At 60.5% G+C, this 16,359-nt stretch carries 16 protein-coding genes and 1 pseudogene; 2 read left to right on the forward strand and 15 right to left on the reverse strand.

All coding sequences use genetic code 11. The annotated features are described in order from the left end of the window. The 7 genes from B7G53_RS23045 to B7G53_RS17880 form a co-directional block, all read right to left on the reverse strand. On the reverse strand, window positions 1–377 hold a 377-nt coding region (locus B7G53_RS23045; RefSeq protein ID WP_217992632.1), incomplete at its 3' end, for a hypothetical protein. A gap of 72 nt (window positions 378–449) precedes the next feature. Further along, window positions 450–2,837 (reverse strand): TOTE conflict system archaeo-eukaryotic primase domain-containing protein, encoded by a 2,388-nt coding sequence (locus B7G53_RS17855; protein WP_096670197.1) that lies wholly within the window; start codon window positions 2,835–2,837, stop codon window positions 450–452. Between the two features lie 201 nt (window positions 2,838–3,038). Then, a complete protein-coding gene (locus B7G53_RS17860; RefSeq protein WP_176491400.1) occupies window positions 3,039–3,401 on the reverse strand; it encodes an HVO_A0114 family putative DNA-binding protein in 363 nt (120 codons plus the stop codon). After that, window positions 3,398–3,778 carry a toxin-antitoxin system TumE family protein gene (locus B7G53_RS17865; RefSeq protein ID WP_096670289.1) on the reverse strand — a complete coding sequence of 127 codons (381 nt, stop codon included), beginning with the start codon at window positions 3,776–3,778 and terminating at the stop codon, window positions 3,398–3,400. The genes B7G53_RS17860 and B7G53_RS17865 overlap by 4 nt, the downstream gene beginning before the upstream one ends. Window positions 3,779–3,815: 37 nt before the next feature. After that, complete coding sequence (locus B7G53_RS17870) at window positions 3,816–4,484, reverse strand: recombinase family protein (RefSeq protein ID WP_441338998.1); 669 nt, start codon at window positions 4,482–4,484, stop codon at window positions 3,816–3,818. Window positions 4,485–4,553: 69 nt separating this feature from the next. Continuing rightward, on the reverse strand, window positions 4,554–5,765 hold the full coding sequence (locus B7G53_RS17875; protein WP_096670199.1) for an MFS transporter: 1,212 nt from the start codon (window positions 5,763–5,765) through the stop codon (window positions 4,554–4,556). 10 nt (window positions 5,766–5,775) lie between these two features. Further along, window positions 5,776–6,129, reverse strand: a complete 354-nt coding sequence (locus B7G53_RS17880) for a DsrE/DsrF/TusD sulfur relay family protein (protein ID WP_096670201.1) — start codon at window positions 6,127–6,129, stop codon at window positions 5,776–5,778. Window positions 6,130–6,238: 109 nt separating this feature from the next. Between B7G53_RS17880 and B7G53_RS17885 the strand changes: the two genes are divergently transcribed. Both B7G53_RS17885 and B7G53_RS22580 read left to right on the forward strand, forming a co-directional pair. Beyond that, complete coding sequence (locus tag B7G53_RS17885) at window positions 6,239–6,904, forward strand: ArsR/SmtB family transcription factor (protein WP_096670203.1); 666 nt, start codon at window positions 6,239–6,241, stop codon at window positions 6,902–6,904. Between the two features lie 53 nt (window positions 6,905–6,957). Next, window positions 6,958–7,098: pseudogene (locus B7G53_RS22580) on the forward strand (hypothetical protein); the annotation flags it as partial. Between the two features lie 79 nt (window positions 7,099–7,177). Here B7G53_RS22580 and B7G53_RS17890 read toward each other — a convergent pair. From B7G53_RS17890 to B7G53_RS17925, 8 genes are all read right to left on the reverse strand, one after another. Beyond that, on the reverse strand, window positions 7,178–8,278 hold the full coding sequence (locus tag B7G53_RS17890) for a CaiB/BaiF CoA transferase family protein (protein ID WP_096670205.1): 1,101 nt from the start codon (window positions 8,276–8,278) through the stop codon (window positions 7,178–7,180). 47 nt (window positions 8,279–8,325) lie between these two features. After that, a complete protein-coding gene (locus tag B7G53_RS17895; RefSeq protein ID WP_096670207.1) occupies window positions 8,326–9,186 on the reverse strand; it encodes an ABC transporter ATP-binding protein in 861 nt (286 codons plus the stop codon). Further along, window positions 9,180–10,409 carry an ABC transporter substrate-binding protein gene (locus B7G53_RS17900; RefSeq protein WP_096670209.1) on the reverse strand — a complete coding sequence of 410 codons (1,230 nt, stop codon included), beginning with the start codon at window positions 10,407–10,409 and terminating at the stop codon, window positions 9,180–9,182. Before B7G53_RS17900 ends, B7G53_RS17895 begins: the two co-directional genes overlap by 7 nt. Before the next feature lie 73 nt (window positions 10,410–10,482). After that, window positions 10,483–11,535: a branched-chain amino acid ABC transporter permease gene (locus B7G53_RS17905; RefSeq protein ID WP_096670211.1), complete on the reverse strand. Its 1,053-nt coding sequence runs from the start codon at window positions 11,533–11,535 to the stop codon at window positions 10,483–10,485. A 3-nt stretch (window positions 11,536–11,538) separates the two neighbouring features. Continuing rightward, the gene (locus B7G53_RS17910; RefSeq protein ID WP_176491401.1) at window positions 11,539–12,426 is read right to left on the reverse strand and encodes a branched-chain amino acid ABC transporter permease; all 888 of its coding nucleotides are present in this window, start codon (window positions 12,424–12,426) and stop codon (window positions 11,539–11,541) included. Beyond that, complete coding sequence (locus B7G53_RS17915) at window positions 12,423–14,375, reverse strand: AMP-dependent synthetase/ligase (protein ID WP_096670213.1); 1,953 nt, start codon at window positions 14,373–14,375, stop codon at window positions 12,423–12,425. The genes B7G53_RS17910 and B7G53_RS17915 overlap by 4 nt, the downstream gene beginning before the upstream one ends. Further along, a complete protein-coding gene (locus B7G53_RS17920; RefSeq protein ID WP_096670215.1) occupies window positions 14,372–15,172 on the reverse strand; it encodes an ABC transporter ATP-binding protein in 801 nt (266 codons plus the stop codon). Before B7G53_RS17920 ends, B7G53_RS17915 begins: the two co-directional genes overlap by 4 nt. Window positions 15,173–15,176: 4 nt before the next feature. After that, window positions 15,177–16,337: an acyl-CoA dehydrogenase family protein gene (locus B7G53_RS17925; RefSeq protein ID WP_096670217.1), complete on the reverse strand. Its 1,161-nt coding sequence runs from the start codon at window positions 16,335–16,337 to the stop codon at window positions 15,177–15,179. Between the last annotated feature and the right edge of the window lie 22 nt (window positions 16,338–16,359).

A 16,359-nucleotide genomic window follows, 5' to 3' on the forward strand; every position in this document is an offset into this window, starting at 1 on the left:
CACCGACCCGAACAATAGTTGCCTGTGAAATGTCGTTCATGGGATACCCCTTTCAGTTGATGAATGGACTCGACATTCCGATCTTGGCAAACTTGTTGCGGTAGCGCAATCGCGGAAGTCCCTTCATATTCGAAAAGGTAAAACGAGCGGATTTCTTCGCCAAAGGGGAGGGAGTCAAGGCCTCGGTACACCCAGTACAGGTTGCTGCCGACATTGGCTGAAAATGACCGAGCCGCAGCGAAAAGTGGAGTGCTGCCATACGATTTCGCGGTAAGACGCTCACTGCCAGAGCCAAAAACCAGGAGGCTGTCTCTCAAATGTAGATTTTGGTTTCCTTGGTTGTCCGGCTCTCTTGGGCACGCAGCGATAGTTGACATTCCGACGTACTCCCGTCGGGCTGTTCACAGCGCCGAATCTAGGTGACAACAAATTTTTGGCCAATTCTTTCGTCATAGGGAGCCAAGGCGTAATTGTTGTTGATCGGAATCCACTTGATAACCCATCGCCCGGTAACCCCGCTGTCGCTTTTCCCACATCCTGTAGAGTTGCGGATGATCCTGTTCGACGTAGTCGTAAATCAAGATGTCGCTCTTGTTTGCATGGTCACGATGTAGACGGCCGGCGTATTGCTGCAGCGTTCCTGTCCATGAGATCGGCAGCGTCAGGATCAGAGTGTCCAACGGAGCATGATCGAAACCCTCGCCGACCAGTTGGGCGCTGGCCAACAGTATGTGCGGGGCGTCCTCCGGCAACTCCGCCAGGGCCTTGATGATCGCCTGGCGTTCCTTTGCCTTCATGCGACCGTGCAGCATGAAGCATGGGTACTCGACATTCGCCAATTGCTTGTGCAACAGGTCAAGGTGTTCCGTCCTTTTGGTCAGCAACAGCACCTTGCGCCCGTTTTTCAAGGCATTGGTCGCGTCGGCGACGATGCGTGCGTTTCGATCGTCGTCCTCGGCCAGCCGCCGAATGACCTCTTGAATACTGGCGTGCGGCGGAATGGACGGAGTCGGAAGATGCCGGATCCGAACCATTAGCTTATCCGGGATATGTGCCGGGCGCTTGGCGATATACCTGACGGGGCCCGACTGCATGAAGATGATCGGATGGTGCCCGTTACTGCGAACGGGGGTAGCGCTGAGCCCCAGGACGTAGCGTGCGCTGGCTTGCTTCAAGACCGCTTCGAATGTTTCTGCGGTTAAATGATGTGCCTCGTCAATGATCACCTGCCCGTACTGGCTGAACAGTTCGGGTAGATCGTCGCGGCGCGCCAGGCTTTGGATGACTGCAATATCGAGCATGCCTGTGGGCTTCTTTTTCCCGGCGCCGATCAGGCCAATTTTTTGCTCGTCCAGTCCGACGAAACTGCCAAGCCGCTCCTGCCATTGCCGCATAAGGTCGGCGCGGTGGACAATCACCAAGGTACTGACCTTTCTCTTGGCGATAACGGCCGCTGCGGTGACCGTCTTTCCAAATGCGGTGGGCGCAATCAGCATGCCGAAATCATGTTTTGTGACAGCTTCGAGCGCTTCCTGCTGATCCGGGCGCAGCACGCCTTTGAACGTCGCGTTCATTCGTTGCCCCATCGAACGCGCGTCGCCCAGACGGAGCTCAATTTTATTTGCGGCAAGCAATGCCTCGACGTCGCTCAGGCAACCTCGCGGCAACGACAGAAATTTTTCGTGGTTTTCTGCGCGGCTGATGATCCGGGGGGTATTCCATGTGGACCTGAGCGTGGCCTGAAGTTTGTAGAAATCCGGATTTTGGAACGCCGCAACGCGGACTAGCCGGTTCATCAAGGGTTGCGGCAGGCCGGCCTTCTCGATGAACAATTGGGCGGCGATTGTTGCCTTTACCGCCTTCGGCATGATGCCGTTGAGTTTGACATCAGGCTTGGCCGGTCGTACCCATGGGGCGTCAGCGTTCTCTTCCGGCACTTCGGCATAAGCGATGTCGAGCGGATGGCGGTCCCCGACCAGTTTGGTCAACGCCGTTTCGATACGGCTTTGCGGAAGGGGCTTGATGTTTTCCAGGAACGCCCACTGATCTGGGAGCTGCTGCAAGTTCGCGTCAACAAAGACGCTGCGTCCAAGGTCACGGGGTTCCTTTTGTAACGGTAATGCGATCAGGTTGCCAAATCCGCCTTTCGGCATGGTGTCCTGATTTGGGAACAGACGGTCGTATGATTTAAGGGCCAATTGACGAGTGCGGGCGCAAGTCGCACTGATCAGCGCCGCGCCAAGACGTCGCACATCCCTTGCCGGCGTCGCGTTCGCAAAGAATAGCCAAAGGTGAGCTCCCTCGCCAGAGCGCGAGATTTCCAACGCTGCAGGGAGATCATTATTGAGGCAGGTTTGCAGTACCGCGCGGGCATCTTCGCGCCAGTCCGCCTCATCAAAGTCGATGGCAAGAAAATAGCATCGGTTGTCGACCAGTAGTGGGTACACTCCGGCGGTGATCTCGCCTCTGAGATGCTGGCGAATGATGTAGTCGGTGACGGGCTCATATAGGCTATTACTGCACTCGTTACATTTTATGGTCGGCAATTTGCAAATGCCGGGTTTCCATTTGTTGGCGCAGTGGGGCGAATACCCAGACTTCCCCGTCGTGTTGCTTATCCAGCGAACTGGATAGATATCGTCCCTCCCACGAAAGAGTCGTCGGAAGAGCTTAACCTTCGCCGTGGGCGAAAACTCGTTGGCATTGGGTTGCAGCGCAGCATCGCCAGCGTCGGAATCTGATGGTTGCGGTACCGCGATGCCGTGCTGTGCCAGCAGAGCCTTAAGCGCGTCATTCTCAGCACGTAACTGGATGAGTTCAGCTTCTGTCTTTGACATGCGCGGCTCGTTTTACGTTGATGGAAAAAACGAACCGCAGGCTAATTGAGGCTGGCGAGGGATCGTCTTCCGAGGCTGGAGTGGCATGTCCAAAATTGACTATTTTTGCCCACCCAAAAAAAAAGTAAAGCTACCCAATTTAGTCGCGGTGACGTTTGTCAATCGGTTTGAACGAGTAGCTGATTTCATTTGAATGCAATGTCAGCCACCCCAGGAAAAATCCACCGTAACTCGTTCGGAGGTAACTTGGGGCGTCACCGTTCGACCATGTTTGGTTAGCGTGACCAAACCATATTGCGCCATGGTGTGCAGCGAACGCGAAACGTTGGGCACATGTTTTCCCACAGCTTTGGCTAAGGCATCCATGGAGTCTGGGTGACGCTCTCGAATGACCTTGAGCAAGGCCATGTTCTCATCTGACAGGACTCGTGCCATGGCGGTCACCGAGGGGAACCAAACGTTGGGTTCATCTTTGGCGCGTTGGCGTGTTCCAGCCGCAATAGCCAGCGAACGGGCACGCTGCATAGGCACTGCCGCAATACCGAACTTCAATACCTTGTTCATGGACTGACCTCTTTTAAAACGCGATCTACTTCAGCATAAAAATCACTGACCAACTGGTAAGCGGTGTCAAACTCGTACAACACACCCTCATCCAGAGCGTGTCGATGGCGGTGGTCGTACGGGAACCTTTTACCTGCATGCTTGAAGCGTGAGCCTGCTGGTCTCACGCTATGGGCATTATCGAAACCAATTAGCCGAGTGTTGTCCGGCGCATGCAGTGTCAAGCTGTACCTGATGCCGTGCGGTCGTTCCGCCGTCACGTCTACACTCGAAACTTCCATCTTGACCCAGTAGCCTGCATCATTTTGAACTTCAATATTGCCATCCAAGCCAAGTAAATATTCCAAACCAATGGCCGGTGAACGTTGTGATTCCATGCCAAAGCTTATCATGAACTGATAAGCTTTTCAATGCTCATTGGGTTGGAATATGCCATTTCTGGGCTCGTTGATGCCTTAGGCGTTTGGTGACCCAAAAGCATCCCTCATTTGCCGGGCCCGCTTGGCCTGATCCGTATGAAGGTAAATCGAATTCACGGACCAGCTTCGCTTTCTGCTCGCCCGCCGCGACGCGCTGTTTCAGCTCAGCGATCTGTTCACCGCCCAGAGACTTCTTTCGGCCCCGGTAGGCTCCACGCTGCTTGGCGAGCGCGATACCTTCGCACTCCCGCTCGCGGATCAAGGCCCGCTCAAACTCGGCAAACGCACCTATCACCGACAGCATCAGGTTCGCCATCGGCGAGTCCTCGCCGGTGAAGATCAGGTTCTCCTTGACAAACTCGATGCGCACACCGCGCTGGGTGAGCTTCTGCACCAGGCGGCGCAGGTCGTCGAGGTTGCGCGCCAGGCGATCCATGCTGTGAACCACCACGGTGTCGCCCTCGCGCGCGAAGGCCAGCAGAGAATCGAGTTCAGGCCGCAGGGTGTCTTTGCCTGACGCCTTGTCGGTGAACACCCTGCCGACTTCGAGCTGCTCCAGTTGCCGTTCCGGGTTCTGGTCAAAGCTGCTGACTCGGGCGTAACCGATACATCCCGACGTGAAAATGTCAGGAAGAAATCTATGACCGTTCGCAGCAGGTGTCAAGAAACGCCGAAATGAACTTTATTCGGACGTTGCGAGGTGGCCTATCCTGACATCAGGTTAGGGCATAGCTCAAGCCGACACATTTCCTGGCGAGGTCAGCCGAGTTCTCCAACGTAACGCCCCAAGGCCGACAACAGCGATCAATGCAGCTCCGAGGAACGGCAACGCCGTCAGGTTGACAGACTGCCACCCCCACGCATTGAGCAAGCCACCCGCCGAGAACGACGCAAGGCTGACCGAGCCAAACATCAGGAAGTCATGGGCAGCCTGCGTCTTGGCTCGCTCGCTCGGGCGGTAGGCTTCGGTCAGCAAGGTCGTGCCACCGATGAACAAGAAATTCCAACCCACGCCCAACAGAATCAGTCCAGACAGGAAGTGCAGGAATTCAATGCCAGTCAGCGCTATGGTGACGTGCCCAGCCAGCAGCGCGATCCCGGCACCCATGATCGCCAGCACCCCATAGCGGCGGATTAAGTTGCCGGTGAAGAAGGATGGCAAGAACATCCCCAAGACGTGCCACTGAATCACGGTGGCCGAGGCTCCCAGCGACTGGCCACAAATCTGCATCGCTAAAGGCGTTGCAGTCATCACCATAACCATCACGGCATAGCCAACCGAGGAGCCAATTAACGCCGTGATGAACACGGGTTGCCGCATGATTTCCGAAAGCGGGCGAGCTGAGCTGTGCACCTCGGCAACCACCACAGGCGATGGGATGCAAATGCGCGTCACCACCAGCAAGGCAATTACGCTCAAGGCGGATAGAGCGAAATACGACACCATAAATGGCAATGGGCCGATGTCCTGCGTCAGGCGGGCGATGTTCGGCCCGGCCAACGCTGCAACTACGCCCCCTGCAATTACCCATGCAATTGCCCGGCTCTTGAAGTCGGCACTGGCCACGTCAGCGGCGGCAAATCGGTAATACTGTGCAAAGCCTTGGTAGCCGCCAACAAGCATGTTGGCGAACACGAACAGCCAAAAGCTGTGCAGCCAAATTGCATAGGCTGCGGTCAGGCCCGCCAAGCATCCAAGCGTGGTGCCCAGCAAAAAGCCAGCCTTGCGGCCGAACCGTTGCATCAGCATTGAGGCGGGAATCATAATGGCCGCTGCGGCCACCATCATCATGGCAATCGGTAAGGTGGCAAGGCTCTTGTCACTGGCAAGTTGTAGCCCGGCCAAGCCCGAGAGCATCATCACCATCACCGATGCGGTTTGAAAAAGGGCCTGCGTGCTGGCGAGCAACAGGACATTGCGCTTTTCTGCGGAGGTCGGATTCATCGCCGGCCCCTCAAAACACAAACACTTTGTCTGCCCACTCCGACCAGTCGGCCAGCTCTTCGAGGGTGCCCCGGTGCGCGCCCTCCATCAGTTCATCACCCTTCATACCTCGCGCATCCATGCAAGTGCCGCACACTCCCACAGCATCGACCGCAGCGCGGGTTACGCGGCCCAGCATCACCTGCACGTTGTAGAAGCCTTCCGGCACCTTCTGCCCTCCCTTGGCCGCGATGGCAGCATCGCCCATCAGGAAAACGCGCACCTGATTGCCTTCGCGCTTGGCCAAGGCACCGGCTAGGCGCAAGCCGTTGTAGGTGCGCTCGTCGCCATAGGGAGCACCATTGAGGATGAACAAGTTTTTCATGGTTAAATTCTTTTTATCTAACATTCTAAAGATTGTTAGAATGTAGCACATAACACCCAATCCTTGTCAATTCATTGACGCCAATCACACCTACGGACACCCTGTCGCCATGAGCACAAATCGAGAACTAAAGGATGCCCTGTACGAACAGGTCGCACGCATCGCCAAGGCCGCAGCCAGCCCGAAGCGCTTGGAGCTGATTGAGTTGCTTTGTCAGGCTCCGAAGCCGGTGGACTTACTCGCCCGCGAGGTGGGTATCAGCGTAAAACTAACCAGCGCCCACCTCAAGGAGCTGCGCTCGGCACGACTGGTGGATACCGAGCGGCAGGGTAAGCACATCATCTACCGCATCGCCAGCCCTGAGGTGCCGCGTTTTTGGGTGCTGCTGCGTACCTTGGCTGAAGATCGCTTATTCGAGCTGCAAGACGCCTTGCGTCAGCTCACTTCTTCGAATGGGGAATGGCGCGGTGAGGATCGGGCCGAGCTGCTGCGCAAAGCGCGAGAAGGTGAGGTCGTCGTGATTGACGTGCGACCCCCTAACGAGTTCGAGCAAGCTCATCTGCCTTTCGCCCGCTCGATGCCACTGGCAGAGCTACGCGCCCGCGTCGCCGAGCTGCCTAAGGACAAGCCCATCGTGGCCTATTGCCGTGGGCCGTACTGCCTCATGTCAGCAGATGCCGTGCGTCTGCTGCAAGAACAGGGCTATACCGCTTTGCAATTACGGGAGGGGGTTGCTGAGTGGGCGCAGATGCAAGGCGCAGCTTCTAACACTTAGCGTACTTAGCGTACTTTAAATTCCGTTTTCTGAGACGACCCCGGCATGGCAAACCGGTAAACGACACGCTGTTGCAATACCTGTCACCGCTGGGGTGGGAGCACATCAATCTGACCGGCGATTACCTCTGGCGCAGCAGCGCCAAGATCGGCGCGGGCAAGTTCAGGCCGTTGCGACCGCTACCACCGGCTTAACGTGCTTTATTTTCCGTTTTCTGAGATGACCCCTGGTTAGCCCTGTGGCCCATTTTTCTCAGCCCCCGTCATTCTTCGGCTACAAGAGTTCGTCGTCGTGTTCGCCAATGAACGGTGCGGGGCTTGGGCGATCGGTCACCGTCCGGCTGAACCTCGGTGCCGGTGAAGGTTGAAGCACACCGTCCCGCTCAAAGAAAGTGCCGCGCGCGCTGTTGTGTGGGTGGCGTGCTGCCTCTTCCAGTGTCAGCACCGGTGCAAAGCACACGTCGGTCCCCTCCAGCAACGCACACCAGTGCGCGCTCGGCTGGGCGCGGAAGATGTCGGTGATCTGGCGTTTGAGCGTCGGCCAGACTGCCGGATCGCGTTGCCGTTGAAACTCGGGATCGCTGATGCCGAGCTTCTCCAGCAGCAGCACATAGAACTGGGGCTCCAGTGATGCGATCGAGATCCATTTCCCGTCAGCGCACTCGTAGGTGTCGTAGAAATGCGATCCACCGTCCAACAGGTTGGCCTGCCGCTCGTTCTTCCACATTCCCAGCGCTTTGAGGTCGCAGACGATGGAGGTCAGCAGCGCCGCGCCGTCGGTGATCGCGGCATCGACCACTTGGCCATGGCCGGAGGTGCGCGCTTCGAGCAAAGCGCAAACGATGCCGAAGGCGAGCATCATGCCGCCGCCACCCAGGTCGCCGACCATCGCCGGCGGCGCTACCGGTCCGCCTTTCGAGCGGCCGATCAGGCTAAGCGCGCCCGACAGCGCGATGTAGTTGATGTCATGCCCGGCGGCCTGCGCGAGCGGGCCGTCCTGGCCCCAGCCGGTCATGCGCCCGTAGACGAGTCGTGGGTGGCGTGCCAGCAGCACGTCCGGGCCCAAACCCAGCCGCTCCATCACGCCCGGGCGGAAACCCTCGATGATCGCGTCGGCCCCGTCGACCAGTGCCAGGACTCGCTGCACGTCCTCGGGCGACTTCAGGTCGACCGCCATCGAACGCCGACCGCGGTGCAGCACGCTGCGCCGGCCACTGGCCAGGAAGGCACCATCCCCGCGGTCTTTGCCCTTGTCGGCCTTGCGATCCAGGCGGATCACGTCGGCGCCCATGTCGGACAGCATCATCGCGCAGAACGGTCCGGGGCCGATGCCGCCGAACTCGATCACTTTCAACCCTTGCAAGGGACCACTCATTTGTCGTTACTCCTGAAACCGAATTAAAACCACAAGCCAGCCGTCTGTTATCCCAGCCAGCGCTTGCGCCGCTTGTAGTGCTTGACCTCGCGAAAGCTCTTGCGCACCCCCTCGCGGTCCAGGCCGAGATAGAACTCGCGCACATCCTCGTTGTCGCGCAGTTCCTGGGCCTGCCCCTCCAGCACGATGCGGCCGCTCTCCATAACATAGCCATAGTCGGCGATCTCCAGGGCTACGCGCGTGTTCTGCTCGACGATGAGCAGCGACAGTCCCTGCTCACGCAAGTGGTGCAGCACGGCGAAGACTTCCTCAATCATGCGCGGCGCCAGTCCGAGTGACGGCTCGTCGATCAGCATGAGTTTCGGCTCGGCCATGATCGCGCGTCCGATCACCAACATCTGCTGCTCGCCGCCCGACAGATAGCCGGCAGTGCGTTTTCGCAGTTCGGCCAGGCGCGGAATCGCTTCGTACACGCTGTTCATCGCCCGGCGCATCGCCTGCGCCGATGGAAACATGTGGCCGCCGATGATGAGGTTTTGCTCGACCGTCATGTGCTGCAGCACGCGCCGGCCTTCCATCACATGGACCAGACCGCTGCGCACCACGGTCGCCGGGTCGTGCCCCTGAATCGGCCGGCCGTCGAAGGTGATCGCCCCTCCCGAGACGCGGCCGTCTTCCGAGTCAATGACGCCGGAGATGGCCTTGAGGGTGGTGCTCTTGCCTGCGCCGTTGGCGCCCAGCAGCGCCACGCATCCGCCTTCGGGGACCTGCATCGACACGCCCTTGAGCGCCAGGATCACCTCGGCATACAACACCTCGACGTTGGACAGCGTCAGCACCGCCGGATTGGCGGTCGCATGGGGCGCGGTACGTTGATCCGGTGCCGCAGCAAGGGCTGAACTCACCATTTAGGCACCGTTGGCACGGTCACATCGCCCGCCGCCCGAACCACCTTGCCGTCCTTCATGGTCGCGATGTTGACCTTGGCGGTGCCGGTGGGGAAGGGGGCGTCGTTGCTGAAGTCCACGCCTGGCAGTATGCCCATCAGGTCGTTGCTGGTGAACTGGCTGTTCATCAAGGTCTCGCGCACGGCTTCGCCGGTGACTTTGCCGGGGCCCTTGGCCTTGATGGTGGCCTCAATCGCGCGCACGGCCACGATGCTTTGGCCCAGGCCCATGATGGTCATTGCATTCCAGCCCGATTTCAGGCCATGCTTTTCCTGCAACATGCTGTAGAACTTGCGTGCGGTCGAGTCGTCTTCGCTGGCATCGGCGATGGCACCCACCTCGAAATCACCGGCAAAGCCGTTCGGGTCGCCAAGTGCCTTGGATGATCCCACCACCCCGTTGTGCAGCGAGAGCATGATCGGGACGTTTTTGCCCAGCGCCTGCAAGGCCCGTTTAGTGGCCACAGCCTGGGCGGTGTTGGTCTGGATCACGATCACGTCGGTGCCGGCGTTGACCAGGCGGCGCACCGCCAGGGTCAGGTCGGCAGGTTGCACTTCGGTCCAGATCGCCTCGACGAAGGTGGCCTTGTCAGGGTTGGCCTTGGTGTAGCTTTGCAGGCCCTTGGCCATGTCGGCGTAGGCGGGCGTGGCTTCGGAGGTGATGATCGCCACCTTGACCGGGCGCTTGCCCTGGAGTTTGGTGGTGCGGAACCATTCCAGGAATCCGGCCGCCTCATGGGCGTAGGTGGGGCGCAGGTTCAGGGCCCATTGGTTGGGTTTCCAGCCGAAGCCGTAGGTGGCGGTGGCCATGAGCATGGGGATTTTGTCTTCCGGCAGGCGCTGCTGCAGCGCGGCGGCATCCGGGCCGCCGAGGCCGAGCAGGAGCGCGGGTTTGACTTCGGCCTTGATGCCGGGCCACAGGCTGGCGGTTTGCGCCACGTCGTAGCGCGTGTCGAAGGTTTTGACGACGATCTGCACGTTGAGCTTGCTGCCGACTTCCTTGTTCCACCACTCGATCACGGCGAGTCGCCCGCCCTGCATCTGGGGCATGACGTTGGCGTAGGGACCGGCGTAGTCGGCAAAGGCGGCGATGTTGATCGTCGTCGTCTGTGCATAGGCTGTCGCGTTTAGCAGCAGGCCGGTTGCCAGAGCGGCTGTGAGTTTGAGAAAGGTATTGCGTTGCATGCTTGTCTCCGGGTAGTGGTGGTGATGAAGGGAAAAGGGACAGGGGGATTGCGACTCGCTGTGCTGGGCGAGCTCAGTGGTGAAACGGCCAGAGCCGGTAGTTGGTTTTCAGGATGTTCCAGCGGTGCATCAGGCCTTTCGGTTCAAGCAGCAGGAACAGCGTGATGATCAGGCCGAGAAACACATTCATGCTGGCGAAGATCAGGTCGCTGCTCAGGCTGGGGATGCGCTCGACCAGGTCGGGGCCCAGACTGGTGATGACCTCCTGCACGCCACGGATGAGCACGGTGCCTATCAGTGCCCCGACGATCGAGCCGAGCCCGCCGACGATCATCATGGCAATGAACCAGATCGAGTTGAACAGCGTGAACTGATCGACCGAGACGAAGCGGACCTGGTAGGCCCACAGGGCACCGCCGATGCCAGCGTAAAAAGCGCCGAGCACAAAGGCACGCGACTTGGCGCCGGCCACGTCGATGCCCATCATGCCGGCGGCCACATCGTCGTCGCGCACGGCGACGAAGGCGCGCCCGTGGCGACTGCGCAGGATGCCGAAAGCGCCGAATACCATCACCATGGTGACGACAAGAAACAGGTAGTACAGCGAGCGGTCGGTGTTGAACAAAAATGTGCCCAGCCGGGCCGGCTCCAGGCTGAAGCCATTGACGCCGCCGAGCCAGGCTGAGGGCAGATTCAGCACAACGAAGTGGAAGATGAACTGAGCCGCGATGGTGGTCAGTGCGAGGTAGAAACCCTTGATGCGTTTCGCTGTCAGGCCGAACAGCCAGCCGGCCAGCGCCGCCACCAGGCCGGCCACCGGCACCGCCACCCAGAACGGCAGCCCGGCCTTGACCTCGACCACACTGGCGGCGTAGGCGCCGACCCCCATGAAGGCGGCTTGGCCCAGGTTAATCTGCCCGGCGTAGCCGGTGGTGATCTGCAGGCCGACCACCACGATGGACGTGACCAGCATCAGGTTGGCTACCGCGACCAGACGCGCCGAGGCGAACCAGGGGTAGAGCAACAAAATGCCGATGAACAAGGCCAGTGTGACCCACTGGGCGCGCGTGCGGATCAGCGCGCGGTCACGCGCATAACTGGTGGAAAAAATGCCGGAGGGATCCATGGGTCAGACTCTTTCAATGCGTTTCCAGCCGAACATGCCGGTCGGACGGACCACCAGCACCACCAGCATGAAGATATAGGGGACGACGGCGGCGGCGTTGCCGCCGATCAGCGGGTCGATGTAGGCGGCGGTCAGTCCCTGCACGACCCCGACGATGATGCCCGCCAGCAGCAGGCCGCCGATGGATTCGAGCCCGGCCAGCAGCGCCACCGGCAGGGCGGCGAAGCCGATTTCGGAGGACAGGAAGGTCAGCGACTTGCCGCTCAGGTAGACCATCGAGGTGATAACCGACAGCACGCCGCCCAGCGCCCAGGCGAAGGCGATGGAGCGACGCACGCTGATGCCCATGGCCAGCGCGATCTGGTGGTCCTCGGCCACCGCCGACATCGCCAGCCCGGTGCGGCTGCGGTTGAAGAACCAGTGCAGCGCCACCGCTGCCAGCACCGCGATGACACCGCCGAAGGCGAGCGAGCGCGGGATGATCATCTCGCCCAGGATGATGGGCGTGAGGGGAAAGATGGCGGGGAACTGGCGCTCCTGCGGACCCCAGATCACCAGCACCAGGCCGCGCATCAGGATCAGCAGCCCGATCGTGACCATGATCATCGAGAATACCGATTCGCCGATCAGGCGCCTGAATAGCAGGCGTTCAATCGCCAGCCCGATCAGCACCGAAATGCCCAGTGCAACGGCGATGCCCAGCGCCGGATGCATGCCGCGCGACTGGATCGCCCACCACAGCAGGAAGGCGCCCAGCACGATCATCTCGCCGATCGCCATGTTGAAGACCTTGCTGGCGCGGTAGATGACGACAAAGCCCATGGCCACCAGCGAATACAGCAGGCCGAGCAGCGCGCCGTTGATGGTGTAGTTGATGAATTCGATGATCATGGGGTGTGTGTTCCTTCAATGTCGGTGGCCACCACGTTTGCGTGCAACACGCCCTGGCGGCCATCCTGGTAGGTCACGGCGATGTCGCAGGCAATGTCGGCGGCGCCCGCATACAGGCCGTCTATCAGTGCCCGGTAGCGCACTTCAAGAAATTCCCGGCGCAGCTTGCGTGTGCGGGTGAGTTCGCCTTCGTCGGGGTCGAGTTCCTTCGGGAAATTGGCGAAGCGCACCACCCGCGAGCTTTCGGGCAGCAACTGGTTGATGCGCCGGATTTCGCCCTGCACCAGTTGCCGCACCTCGGGCCGCTGCGACAGGTCGGTGAAGGTGGAGAACGCGATGCGCCGCTCCTCGGCCCAGCGGCTGGTCACCGCCATGTCGATGTTGATCAGCGCGCCAACCCAGGGCCGGGTGGCGTCGCCCAGCACCATCACGTCCTTGATGAAGGGCGAGAAGCGCAACCGCGTCTCGATGAACTGCGGGGGATACGGGTGACCGCTGGCGAGTTTGACCAGGTGTTCCACGCGGTCGAGGTACACGAGTTCGCCGCGCCCGGTCTTGCGCACGGCGTCACCGCTGACGTACCAGCCGTCGCGCTGGATGGTGGCGGTCTTGTCGGGCTTGCCCCAGTAGCCGAGAAAGCCGGTGCCGCCGCGCAGCAGCAGCTCGCCGTTGTCCTCGATGCGCGATTCCAGCGGCGCGCCGAAGGCCGGGTCCACATCCAGCAGCGGGCCTACGGTTTCGAGGTCGTAGCGCTCGCCGCGGTGGCCGGCAATCAGGCCGAATTCCGAGCAGCCATAGATGTTGCGCAAGGGCACGCCCATGGCGTGGAACAGGCGGAACACGTCGGGTGCCATGGCGGTGCCGCCTGAAACCACGACATCGCTGCGAATAAAGCCAAACTGATCGCGCACCGGGTGCAGGGCCAGCGCTTCGGCCAGCGGCAGCAGCAGGCGCGACAGCCAAGGTGCCGTCCGCCCTTCGAGCCGCGCCACATGTACGTCGTGGCCGATGCGTATGCCCCAGCGGTAGATGCCGCGCGCCATCCAGCTCGCGGCGAGCATGCGCGCCTCGATGGTGGCGGCGATGTTCTCCCACTGGCGCGGGCCGAACAGCACGATGTGTGGCGCGAGTTCGCGCAGGTTGGGCAAGACCTGGTCGGGACCTTCGGGGAAGTTGATGACCAGCGGCAAGGTCAGTCCGAGGGTCACGCCCAGCAGTTGCTCGGTGATCCAGGCCAGCGGGGTGTAGGACATGTATTCCATGCCGGCTTGCAACGGCAGCGAGCTCCTCATGCGCAACGCGTTGTCCATCAACCAGCGGTGACTGATCATCACGCCCTTGGGCTTGCTGGTGGTGCCGGAGGTGTAGGTCAGCAGCGCCAGATCGTCCGCCTGGCCGGCGGTGACTTCGCGTTCGAAGCGCTGCGGGTGCCGCTCGTGCTGGCGCCGCCCTTCAGCGGTCAAGGCATCGAAAGATTGCAGCAGCGGATGCCGGTACGACCACATGCCCGAGTTGTCCCAGTAGGCGATGCCCCGGATGTCGGGCAGCCGCTCCAGCAGCGCGAGCGCCTTGTCGACCTGCTCCTGATCCTGCGCGAAGATGAAACGGGCCTTTGAATCCTCGCACAGGTAATGCAGTTCGTCGACGGTGGCGTCAGGGTAGACCGACACGGTTTTGGCGCCCAGTGACTGGGCCGCGAACAGCGCCCAGTAATGCTCGGGTTCGTTCTCGCCGATCACGATCGCGGTTTCGCCGCGCTGCAGGCCCTGCGCCGCCGCGCCAAGCGCAATGTTGCGCGTGCGATCAAACACGTCGGCCCATGTATAGCAGCGCCACACGCCTTTGCGCTTGACGCGTTGCGCCAGCCGCTTCGGATGTTCCTGGGCATGGGCGAGCAACTTCTGTGGCAGGGTCGGTACGGATACCGGGGTGGGGTGGGTCGCGTTCATGCCGCAGCTCCCAGGTAGGCCTGGATCACGGCCGGATCGGCTTGCACCTGCGCCGGCGTGCCGTCGGCGATTTTGCGGCCGAAGTCGAGCACCGCCACGCGGTCAGCCAGATCCATTACTACCCCCATGTCGTGCTCCACCAGCACCACCGGGATGCGCTTGGCCTCGCGCACGTCGATGATGAAGCGGGCCAGGTCTTCTTTTTCTTCGGTGTTCATACCGGCCATCGGTTCATCCATTAGCAGCACCTTGGGTTCCATCGCCAAGGCCCGGCCCAGGTCCACGCGCTTGCGCAGGCCGTAGCCGAGCGCGCCCACCGGCTGGTGGCGGATGTTTTCAATTTCAAGGAAGTCGATGATGTCCTCGACTGCTTCCCGGTGCACAGACTCTTCACGCTGGGTCCAGGGAAAGTAGAGAAATGCCTGCGCCAGGCTCGATCGCATCAGGCTGTAGCGGCCCACCAGGATGTTGTCGATCACGCTCATGTTGGAGAATAAATGGGTGCCCTGAAAAGTGCGCACCACGCCGTCGCGCGCGATCTCGTGCACCGCGCGGCCTTTGATGTCTTGACCGCGGTAGTGCACGCAGCCCTGTTGTGGCTGGTAAAAGCCGCTCAGCACGTTCATCAACGAGCTTTTGCCCGCACCGTTGGGGCCGATGATGGCCAGCAGTTCGTTGTCATGCACTTCGATGGCAACATCGGCCAAAGCAGTGACACCACCAAAGCGCAAGGTGATGTCCCGCGCTTGCAGTACCGAAGCCTGGCTGTCCTGGCTAATGGAGGAGTTGGAGCTCATAGGTTCAGGAGAAGGCGTTTATGCCTGTCAGGGCGCGGCCAATGATGAGTTTCTGGATTTCGGTGGTGCCATCGGGGATCGGCATCATGCGGGCGTTTCTGAATAACAATTCAACCCCGAAGTCCTTGGTGATACCGTTGCCGCCGTGAATCTGCACTGCTTTCGACGTCACGTTGACCGCCATCTCGGTCGCGTACCACTTGGCCATGGCACTTTGCACCTCGCTGCGCACGCCGTGGTCGATTAGGTTGAAGGCGCGGTAGACCAGCAATCGCGCGGCGTCGAGTTCGGTGGCCGCCTCGGCCAGCATGCCCTGGATCAATTGATGACCGCCAATCGGCTTGCCATGCTGGCGGCGTTCCTTCGAGTAGGCCACCGCCTTGTCGAGTGCGGCCTGGGCGATGCCGATCGAAGTCATGCCGACCATGGGACGCGCCTTCTCGAACAGCACCATGGTGTTCTTCAGGCCGGTGCCGGGTTCAATCATCATGTTTTCGGCCGGTACACGCGCGCCGTCGAAGAACAGTTGTGCGGTCGAAGTGCTGTTGAGCCCCAGCTTGTCGATGTTGCGGCTTTCGTAGCCGTGTTCGGCGCGATCCACCAGGATCATCGAGATGGCGCCCGAGCCTTCGCTCGAGGTGCGAACGATGACCATGCAGAAGTCGGAATAGTGGCCGTTGGAGATCCAGGTTTTTTCACCGGTTACGATGTAGTGGTCGCCGTCGCGTTTGGCGCGGCAGGTCACCTCGGCCACGTTGGAGCCGACGCCGGGCTCACTGATGCCGCTGCAGGCAATAATTTCGGCGCGTACCATGCGTGGCAAATACTTCTCGCGCATGGCTACGTTCGGGCAGACCTCCAGCGAATAGGCGCCGAGCTGCTGAATCAGCAGCGAGATTGCCACGTCGCCGGAGATGCGCGCGAGCTGCTCATACATCAGTGCATAGGTGAGCCAGGGCATGCCCAGGCCGCCATGTTCCTCGGCAATGATGCCGTTGCCGCCCATGCCGTAGGGCAGCATCTTCTGGAAGATCTCGAGCATCAACTCTTTTTCAATCAGCTTGTCGGGCTGGTAGCGTTCGACAATCGGGCGCAGTTCGGTTTCTAGGAAGCGAGTGAAGCCTTCCACGGCCATGCGCTGTTCTTCGGTGGGGAGGAAATTCATGGTGTTGGTCTCGGTGTGTTGT

Origin of the sequence: Polaromonas sp. AET17H-212 (assembly GCF_002379085.1) — a bacterium.
Taxonomy (GTDB): domain Bacteria; phylum Pseudomonadota; class Gammaproteobacteria; order Burkholderiales; family Burkholderiaceae_C; genus Polaromonas.